This window comes from Pseudarthrobacter raffinosi (assembly GCF_023913735.1).
In the GTDB taxonomy this organism is placed as follows: Bacteria; Actinomycetota; Actinomycetes; order Actinomycetales; family Micrococcaceae; genus Arthrobacter; species Arthrobacter raffinosi.
In genome coordinates, this window is sequence record NZ_JAMXBH010000038.1 from 1 (window position 1) to 8,682 (window position 8,682).

8 protein-coding genes and 3 pseudogenes are annotated in these 8,682 nt (G+C 62.6%); 3 read left to right on the forward strand and 8 right to left on the reverse strand.

The features are described from left to right. Nucleotides 1-99: 99 nt before the first annotated feature. The gene (locus NG698_RS21180; protein WP_252601923.1) at nt 100-273 is read right to left on the reverse strand and encodes a hypothetical protein; all 174 of its coding nucleotides are present in this window, start codon (nt 271-273) and stop codon (nt 100-102) included. 585 nt (nt 274-858) lie between these two features. Between NG698_RS21180 and NG698_RS21880 the strand changes: the two are divergent. Then, a pseudogene (locus NG698_RS21880) lies at nt 859-1,152 on the forward strand (MepB family protein); the annotation flags it as partial. Nucleotides 1,153-1,233: 81 nt separating this feature from the next. Here the strand turns inward: NG698_RS21880 and NG698_RS21190 are convergent. After that, nucleotides 1,234-1,968, reverse strand: a complete 735-nt coding sequence (locus NG698_RS21190; protein ID WP_252601921.1) for an MBL fold metallo-hydrolase — start codon at nt 1,966-1,968, stop codon at nt 1,234-1,236. Between the two features lie 160 nt (nt 1,969-2,128). On the opposite strand from NG698_RS21190, the gene NG698_RS21195 reads away from it, so the two are divergent. Further along, on the forward strand, nt 2,129-2,368 hold the full coding sequence (locus NG698_RS21195; RefSeq protein WP_252601918.1) for a winged helix-turn-helix transcriptional regulator: 240 nt from the start codon (nt 2,129-2,131) through the stop codon (nt 2,366-2,368). Nucleotides 2,369-2,414: 46 nt separating this feature from the next. Here NG698_RS21195 and NG698_RS21200 read toward each other — a convergent pair. The 4 genes and pseudogenes from NG698_RS21200 to NG698_RS21215 form a co-directional block, all read right to left on the reverse strand. Beyond that, a pseudogene (locus NG698_RS21200) lies at nt 2,415-3,226 on the reverse strand (AAA family ATPase). Continuing rightward, nucleotides 3,223-4,419 (reverse strand): TnsB C-terminal domain-containing protein, encoded by a 1,197-nt coding sequence (locus tag NG698_RS21205; protein ID WP_252612204.1) that lies wholly within the window; start codon nt 4,417-4,419, stop codon nt 3,223-3,225. The pseudogene NG698_RS21200 and the gene NG698_RS21205 overlap by 4 nt, the downstream one beginning before the upstream one ends. Before the next feature lie 30 nt (nt 4,420-4,449). Beyond that, entirely contained in the window at nt 4,450-4,695 is a 246-nt protein-coding gene (locus tag NG698_RS21210; RefSeq protein ID WP_252612206.1) for a helix-turn-helix domain-containing protein, read from the reverse strand. Next, on the reverse strand, nt 4,692-5,303 hold the full coding sequence (locus tag NG698_RS21215; protein ID WP_252601912.1) for a recombinase family protein: 612 nt from the start codon (nt 5,301-5,303) through the stop codon (nt 4,692-4,694). Before NG698_RS21215 ends, NG698_RS21210 begins: the two co-directional genes overlap by 4 nt. 252 nt (nt 5,304-5,555) lie before the next feature. Between NG698_RS21215 and NG698_RS21220 the strand changes: the two genes are divergently transcribed. Beyond that, entirely contained in the window at nt 5,556-6,725 is a 1,170-nt protein-coding gene (locus NG698_RS21220) for an ATP-binding protein (protein ID WP_252612208.1), read from the forward strand. 177 nt (nt 6,726-6,902) lie between these two features. Here NG698_RS21220 and NG698_RS21225 read toward each other — a convergent pair whose 3' ends face one another. Then, a complete protein-coding gene (locus tag NG698_RS21225) occupies nt 6,903-7,652 on the reverse strand; it encodes an ATP-binding protein (RefSeq protein ID WP_160670425.1) in 750 nt (249 codons plus the stop codon). Next, nucleotides 7,649-8,578: pseudogene (locus NG698_RS21230) on the reverse strand (Mu transposase domain-containing protein); the annotation flags it as partial. The gene NG698_RS21225 and the pseudogene NG698_RS21230, both read right to left, overlap by 4 nt. Nucleotides 8,579-8,682 lie beyond the last annotated feature (104 nt).

Sequence of the window (8,682 nt, forward strand, 5' to 3'; positions counted from 1 at the left end):
AAACCGGATCGTCGGATGCCCACTGAAAAAGGTTGAGGGGCCGGTTCGGGCGGCCATACCCGAACCGGCCAATCAAATGGCGCTTAGTTCAGCGCAGTCCTAGCTTCTGTCACTGCCGTTGGCGGTGTCCTTGGGCGGGGCCGCACGTTTCAGCTCAGCAATGCGGAGCCGAAGGAAGGTGATCACCAGGATCAGGACGTACGCCGCCAAGCCGATCAGTACGGCCATGAAGACCACGTAAGGCATGGGCCAGATGCTGAAGACTTGGGTCACAGGGGATTCCCCCAATAGTTGTGCTCACCCTACGCGGCTCATCCGCGCACTGCCGGGAGCGCCATCATCGGGTGAACACCGTCCTTACAGTAGAACTTCCGGTTCGCATTTGGGGTGACGATCCCCGGCAGCCTGAACACGTTGTGATCGAATGCCTTGGGCTGCTGGAGCTCACATAGCGCGAATTCCGAGCACGTTCAACGTGCCGCAAAGACCATCATGGCGTTCTGTAGAACGTGTCCCGTCTTGAGCCTTCAAATCGACCCCTTAGGGGTGGTTCGTGAACCAGAGGATTCGTTGTCCAGGACCCCCTTTCCAGAAGACGTGCACGTGAGGATATCGTCGGGGTAGTGAGGGCTGAGCTCTTCGCGCACAGCCCCGTCGCTCCATCCGGATGTCGCCATGGTGATGAGGGTTCTCGGCGACCTCGGCCTCGTCTGTTCCCCCGCCAAAGTCGAGGTCGACAACGCTGAGTACGGTGCCGCGATCTCGGTAATCGGTCGGTATCCGGTTCGCTTCAGGGTCGGAAAGCTGACCCCGACGAAGGTGGGCTTGTTCGTGACAGTGTGACGGCGCTCTCTCGATGGGTCGACCGAACCTCTGCCTGCGGAGGAGTACAGCGACGTGCTGGTGATCTGCGTGCGGGAGGATTCCCGAGTCGGAGCATTCGCTTTTCCGAAGGCGCTCGTCAAGCATGGCGTCGTGTCCGTTGGCGGCGCCGGAGGCAATCGAGGGTTCCGCGTCTATCCGCCGTGGTCAGCTACGACGAATCGGCAGGCGAAAAAATCCCAGCAGTGGCAGTGTAATTACTTCTTCGAGATGGCTGACGGATCCGCCATCGATGCGCAGCGAGCCAGTCGACTCTTCGTTGTGGCCTAGACGGATTCGGCGACATTCGGTCAGGCCAGCTCAGGTGGCGGGCCGTCGTCGGGACACCCCGCAGCACCCGGGATGCGACGGCTATTCGAGCGTCTCGTTCAGTTCTCTTTGGGCGAGCCGCTGGAGCTGCCATTGATGAACCTCCGGCAGCCACTCCAACGGGGCCGACGGACCGACCCGCGAGTCGTCGGGAACACCGCCGTCTCGCAGGGCCTGCACGTACGCGCGATCCTGTTTGATACGTGCTTGTAGCTGCCCAGTTCCGCCGACCGAGCCGTGACCGGGGATGACGGCGTCAACGTCGTCGGCCAGGCGGTCAAAGAGCCGCAGCGCGGCGAGGTAGTCCTCGATCGGATTCGCGGCCTCGAGGTCGAGGAACGGCATCAGGATGTCAGAAAGCATGTCGCCGGCGACGAGGACGCGGGACTCCTCGATCAACAGCGCGGCATGGCCTGGGGCATGGGCCTGATGCTCGATGATGCGGACTTTGGGGCCATCCCAAGGAATCTGCGTAGCTTCGGCGGGCAGACCGGTAATGAGCCCGAGCAGATCCATCGGGATCTCCTCGGCGTACTCCGGCGGGAGCCCCTCGGCTATGCGGGCCTTCCAGTCCGCGTTCGACAGCAGATCTTGGATAGAGGCCGCGCAGCGGGCTGTGCCGTAACGGGGCGCGTCGCCGAAGTCCGCGTGCCAGAGCACGTGGTCCCAATGAGGATGCGTCGAGAAGCCTGCCACGACGGGCTGGCCCAACTCGCGAAGGTCGTTCGCGAGGGCCGCCATTTCGTCGCCCGTTATGCCGGGGTCAATGAGCAACACACCGTCCCCCCCTGCACGACAACGGAATTACTCTGGATGAACTCGCTCTCGTGAACAACAACGCCCTCAGCGACTTCCTTCAGCATGAAATGCCTTCCGCTTGTGGTTTGCAACCCCTTGTCGAGACGGTATTAGCTGGCGGTAGTAGAGTGCAAGCACTATGGGCGAAGCGGGTGAGCCGCGGTCGGGGTGCCCTCAACGCGCCGTGGAGGCGTTCGGCGATCGCTGGACCCTGATCGTGCTCCGCGACATCGTCTTCGGAGACAAGCACCATTTCCGAGAGCTGCACGCCGGATCACTCAAGGGTATCGACTCGAATGTTCTCGCGGAACGGCTCAAGAAACTCGTCGCTCTGGGGTTGCTTACCCCGGGAGGACACGCGCTCCGGACAGCGGTGTGACTGTTACTTCGCAATGGCGGTTATTTCACAGCTCGGTTTGGCGGTTCTAACTGATTCCGATGACGAGGGTTGAGCGTGCGGCCTCAACGACGTCATCGGTGATGGTGCTGAGTTCGTTGATTTTCATGACCCGTTCGATTTGGGTGAAGAGCCGGTCGATGAGGCGGAAGTTTCCTCGGGTGATCCGCGCGACGGCGGCGATGGCCTGGGCATCGGTGAAATCTTCCGGGTCCAGGCTCTGACCGAGTTTGTGCCATCTGCGCTCGAGGACGAAATTCAGTTCTTCCTGTGCGAGTGGGCGGTATTCGTGGGCGAAGCCGACCCTGCTGTAGAGCTGTGCGTAGCGGCTGAACCATTTTTCAATCCCGGGCATGCCGATGAGGATCAGGGCTATGTTGTCCCGGTCGTAGCGGTCACGCAAAGTTCAAGCGCCGTGGCGTTGAGGCGCTCGGATTCGTCAATGATGAGCAGCTCAACATGCTTACCGGTGCGGGTGTGCGGTCCTGTCTTCTTGCCGATCTTTTCCAGATGCTGATCAACGCAGATCGATACGCGGGTGCTGATGTGTTCGAGTTCGGCGTGGATTTGTTTGGGTGAGGTGAGTACGGCAGGGGTGTAGAAGACGGTGCGTGTCCGGGCCAGGGCCGCGTAAATCTGGTAGTCGGAGTCGTCCCGGGGACCCCACTGTTCTATGAGGTTCTCGGCCTTATGCCAGTTGGCGTAGCGCCTGGCGGAGAGGGTCTTTCCGATGCCGGCCTGGCCGTAGCAGATGCCGATGGTGTGCTGGCGGCGCACCGCGTCGGCGAACTCAGCGAACCGGCGGTGCTCTTTGGTGGCAATGAAGCTTTGTGGTGTCATCGGTCGTCCTCCAGGTAGGTGCGTAGCTTCGGGCGCTTCTTGGGTTGATCAACAGCGTCCGGAGCGGGAGCCGGTTTCGCTGATGCCAGGTCCGGCAGGTGCCGGGCCACGACGGCGATCCGCTGGTTGATTTGTCCGCGCAGTTCCCGGCGGCGGGCCGATCGTGCGGCCTGGATGTCTCTCAGCGTGAGAGTGGAGGTTTCATGGTCAGGGTCCACGGCCCTGCAGATGAACTGGTTCTTGTGGAAGACACGGATCTCGGTCACGTCCCGCGGGTCGTAGCGGACAACGACGGGTTCTCGGACGTAGGCGGCCAGGAGCGGCGAGACGTATCTGAGCCCCTGGAAGTGCACGCCGTCGCGGTGGACGATCCGGGGTTTGGCCACGGTCAACAACAATAGATTCAGTTCGTCCATGGTTGCCGGGAGCCGGGGCAGCCACCCGTCGCCTACCCAGGCGTGATGCGGGGTGTCTTTGATCTCGGGGTGCTCGCGTTGGTGGTACTCCTCCGTGATGAAACGGCAGATGGCCGCGTCCAGCTCCTTGAGGGTCAGCACCGGTGCCGGGGGCCGGTGGCCGCGGGCCAGGTGTCCGGGCAGTTCGGCCAACAGCTCCGTGTTAATGGTGCCGTAGAACCGTTCGATCTTTCCCCGGCCTTGGGGTCTTGCGACCGTTGAGTAGGTGATTTCGAAGTGCAGGTCCTTCGCGGTTTGGGTCAGGTGGTGGCTGGTGAAGTCTGAGCCGTGGTCGACGTAGAGGATGTCGGGGATCCCGCACATCGGCCACCCTGCGCCGGCTTTGGGCCAGATTCCCTGCCGCAGCGCCAGTGCGGTGTTCATAGCGGACGGTGCCCCGAGGAAGAGCATGTAGCCGCATATCGAGCGGGAGTAGTCGTCCATGATCGTGGTCAGCCACGGGCGCCCGGGCAACAGGTTCGCGTCCAGGACGAGGATGTCCAGTTCGGTGTGATCTGCCTGCCAGATGGCGTTAGGGCGCTCGGCCCGGTGCCGCCAGGCAAGCTCGTAAGTGTCCCGGTAGGCGGCAATTCCCTGTTGGGAGAGTGTTCTCATGCCGGGGTCGAGGCCCCTGGTGATGGAGCGGACCGTGCTGTAGGAGAGCGGCCGCCAGTCGTGGTCGGCGGCGACGCGGTTGGCCTTGCGGGCGACGGCAGCCACGGACAGGGGCGGTTTCACCAGGGCCAGGCCTTCGACGAGTGCGACCAGCTAGGGGGTGCTCCTGCGTCGGGTGGTCCCGCGGTTGGCTGTGGACAGTCCGGCGATGCCGTCGCGTTTGTGGGCCGCGTGCCAGCGCTGCAGTGTCCGCAGTCCGATGCCTTCGTGTATGGCGAGGGTCGTCAGCGGCACACCGTCGTCGACGTGCCGGCGCAGGATCTGCCAGCGCACCAACGCTGTCTGCTCGGGCGTGGAGGCAGTGTCCCCGGTCAGGGTACTGCTGCCTCCGGCCTTCACCGGACTGTTTTCTGTGTCGCTGTTGAACGCCGCCGCGGCGCAGCAGGGACCGGTTCGCGCCGGAGTGCCCGATACACAGTGGTGCGGCTGACGCCGAGGACCTCACCGATTTTCTCGACAGTCATGTCCTTCTGCTCATACATCCGGCGGGCGGTCCGGAGCTTGTCCTTGGTCAGCAGCTGGGGCCGGCCCCCAACGCGCCCGCGAGCCCGCGCTGCCTGAAGCCCTGCGTTGGTCCGTTCACGGATCAGATCCCGCTCAAATTCCGCCAGTGCGGCGAACACGTGAAAGACGAGACGTCCGCCTGAGGATGTGGTGTCAATTGCCTCCTGCAGGGACCGGAAACCGATGCCACGCTCCTGGAGATCGGCCAGCTGGTCGATCAGATGCCGGATGGACCGGCCGAGCCGGTCCAGCCGCCACACAACCAGCGTGTCCCCCGGCCGGAGTTGATCAAGGACCTTCGTCAGTTCCGGCCGGGATTCCAGGGAACCGGAAGCGGTGTCGGTGAAGATCCGGTAGCAGCCGGCAGCCTTCAACGCGTCCTGCTGCAGGGCCGCGTCCTGGTCCCCGGTCGATACCCGCGCATAGCCCAACAGATGTCCCATGCGCCCAAATGTACCAATACCCGTCAACCATCAGAAGAACCGGCACGTAGAAACCGGCACTGAGTTTCGCTACAAAAATCGAGTGTGCATGGAATTTTTTAAACGCACCTGCTTGTCTGTAGCGGAAACGGTCGTTATTGCTAGTGATGAAGGATGGCATGCCGGCAGGGTCAGGGGCCGGCGTGCGATGAGCACTATAACTCCGCATAAAGGTGTATCCAAAAAGATGGATACACCTTTATAGTTGTGGATATGGAAAGCGCACTTAACCCATATTCCCCCGGATCAGGCCGACGCCCTTTTGAACTCGCAGGCAGGGAAGGCGAGATCGACGCCTTCGATCTGCTCCTGGCGAAGACCCGCCAGCGGCGACCTGACCGCGGAATCGTCCTTCATGGATTGCGGGGGGTGGGTAAGACCGTGCTCTTGAATGAGTTCCGGCGGCAGGCAGAGCATGCGGAATTCATGGTGGTATCCCTGGAAGGACGCGATGCCGAGGGCGGTCCGGAAGCTGTACGAGCCAAACTCGCGCGCAACCTGCTCCAGGCCGGCCGCAAACTCAACAGACGCGGGGCAGGTGCCAAGCTCATTGCTGCACTCGGGAGCATCGCTTCGTTTTCGGCCAAGCTCGGGGTCAGTGGAATCGACATCGGCGTGAACCTCAACCACGGACGTGCCGACTCCGGGTCCATCGAAGTGGACCTGGAGGAACTCATCGAGGATCTCTGCGGTGCGCTGGCGGAAAACAGGACCGGTCTGGTCTTCATAATCGACGAGATGCAGGATCTGGATGACGGGCTGATCACTGCACTGCTCAGCGCCCAACACCTGGCGAACCAACGTGAGTGGCCCTTCTACATAGCGGGGGCAGGACTACCCAACCTCCCATCCGTCCTGAGCGAAGCGCGCTCCTATGCAGAGCGGATCTTCAACTACCGCAGCATCGGTGCCCTGACCCGGGAAGCCGCCGAATCCGCCCTCGTGGTGCCGGCCTCACGCTATGGGGCATCCTTCGCCCCCGAAGCAAAAGAACTACTGCTCACCGCGTCAGGCGGATACCCCTACTTCCTCCAGGAGTACGGATACGCGGCCTGGGAAACAGCCCCGGAAAAACTCGTGACCCTCGGCGACGCCGAAGTCGCCGTCGAAATAGGACGCGCACAGCTGGACCAAGGATTCTTCCCCTCCCGGTGGAAACGGGCCTCGACGGCCGAGAAGAGCTTCCTGCGCCTCATGGCCGACGACGGCGACGCCGGATCCAGCACAGCCGAACTCGCCCTCAGAGCTCAAAAGAAGCAAAGCTCCATGACGATGACACGAGCCTCACTGATAGATAAGGGCATCATCTACTCCCCCGCGCTGGGTACGGTCGCCTTCACCGTCCCCGGAATGGCTGATTACGTCAAACGCCTCAGGGACTAGCATCACACTCGCGCTTCATGACAAGCGTCGGAACTCCCCCGATGGGAGCTGGACATGAAGCGGCTGAGTATTTGAAGCCCTGAGCGCCACCCATTCGTGCGGTTGAGCGCCGGGGATCGTGCCAGAGAGCGCCAGCAGTCGCCTGGCTTGGCGCCGCCGACGCTCTCTGTCACAGGATTAGGCGCTCACGAGTGCTGCGTGTTCGCGCATGTTGTAGTTGCCGGTCTCGACCCAGATCGTGTTGTGGATGATCCGGTCCATGATCGCGTCCGCATGGACGCCGGAGCCGAGCCGCTGGTGCCAGTCCTTCTGCAAATACTGAGTGCAGAACACTGTTGAGGTCTCGCCGTAGCGGCGCTCCATCAGTTCCAGCAGCATGCCTCGCATCGGTTCCGTGGGTCGATCCAGGAGCCACTCGTCGATGACCAGCAGCGTGAATGCCGCATACTTTCGCAGGAATTTACCGGAACCGCCGGGCCTGTCTTGCGCGGCGACCCATTCTTCCTCGAGGTCTGGCATACGGACGTAATGTGCGCGGATTCGGTGCTCGCAGGCGCGTTTGGCGACCGCGCATCCCAGATACGACTTCCCCGACCCGGTGAACCCCTGCAAGACGACGTTCTGCTGCCTGCCCACGAACGAGCAGGTGCCCAGCTGGGTCAGCAGCTGCCGGTCAAGACCGCGCTCGTCGAGAAGATCGATGCGGCGCAAATCCGCGTTCGGATAACGCAGTCCTGCCCGCCGGATCAAGCCGGTCACCTTGGAATGCGTAAACGACGAATAGGCGTCATCGACGACCAACCGGACACGATCCTCGAACGGCAAGCTGATACTCAGCCTCTCGTCTTGGGTATCGATGGCCTCCAGCAACTCGCCCGCGTTCATCTCGCGCAGCTTGCGTTTGGTCTCCGCATCCAGGCGGCTCATCGAGCCCCTCCGGCGTAGTAGGCGCCGCCCCGCACGTATCCGCCATCGTCTCCCTCCGGCTCATCAGGGACGATCCCGGTTTTGTCCTGCCCGGTATCCAGGATCGGCCGCAGGTGGGCGTAGCGGGGCGATCGTATCGGCCCCCGCAGCGCGAGCTGGCTGGCCGCTTCCACCCGGGCCGGGGAGAATCGGCGGGACAGGCGCAGCACCGCCAGCGCGGGGTCGTAGCCGGCCTCCTCGACCGGCACGGACTCGAAGATCTTGCTGATCACCGTCACGGTTGCCGGGCCCATCCGTAACGCCCATTCATCGATCCGGGCCCGGTCCCACGCCTGCCAGCTGCGACCCTCCGGAAGGTCCGCCTCGTTCGTCTGATGCTGGTTCGCCGTCGTCGCTGGCAGCAGCAGGTGGCTGGTGAGGCGCTCATCGCTGCGATAGATCTCCAGCATGGTCTCCGTGACACGAAGATCAACATTCGAGCCGATGTGGGCGAACGGCACGGAGTAAAAGTTCTTCGCCCAGACCACGTGGCCGCTGCGCCCAACTTTGCGCCCATAGGTCCAGGTGCTGATCTCGAACGCCACCGCCGGCAGCGGTTGCAACACCGGCTTCTCCTCGGCGGTGAACACGCTCAGCCGGGAGCCCTCCCGCTTCTGGAACGGCTGCCTGTTATAGGCATCGATCTGCTCCCGAATCCGTCTCCGCAACTGCGCCAGGCTCGTGAACACCTCTTTCCTCAACCCGGCAATCACCCAGGTGGCGACGTGCGAGACAGTGTTTTCCACGCTCGCCTTGTCTTTAGGGTGCTTCACTCGGCCCGGTAGTACCGCCGCTGAATAATGCGCCGCCATCTCCCGATACGCGTCGTTGAGCACGACCTCGCCCTCGCACGGATGAGAGATCACCCCGGTCTTGAGATTGTCGGGCTTCTGTGCCCGGCTGGATTATGTGGCCCGAGCGGCCAAATTCGCTGATGTGGTGTCTTTTTCTCAGTTTGGATGGCCGTCCATGGCACATAACGGCGGGCGGG

Bases quoted from the DNA above. Each gene is read 5' to 3' on its own strand.
- NG698_RS21195 (WP_252601918.1), top strand. From the start codon at position 2,129: ATGGGCGAAGCGGGTGAGCCGCGGTCGGGGTGCCCTCAACGCGCCGTG.
- NG698_RS21215 (WP_252601912.1), bottom strand. From the start codon at position 5,303: ATGGGACATCTGTTGGGCTATGCGCGGGTATCGACCGGGGACCAGGAC.
- NG698_RS21220 (WP_252612208.1), top strand. From the start codon at position 5,556: ATGGAAAGCGCACTTAACCCATATTCCCCCGGATCAGGCCGACGCCCT.
- NG698_RS21225 (WP_160670425.1), bottom strand. From the start codon at position 7,652: ATGAGCCGCCTGGATGCGGAGACCAAACGCAAGCTGCGCGAGATGAAC.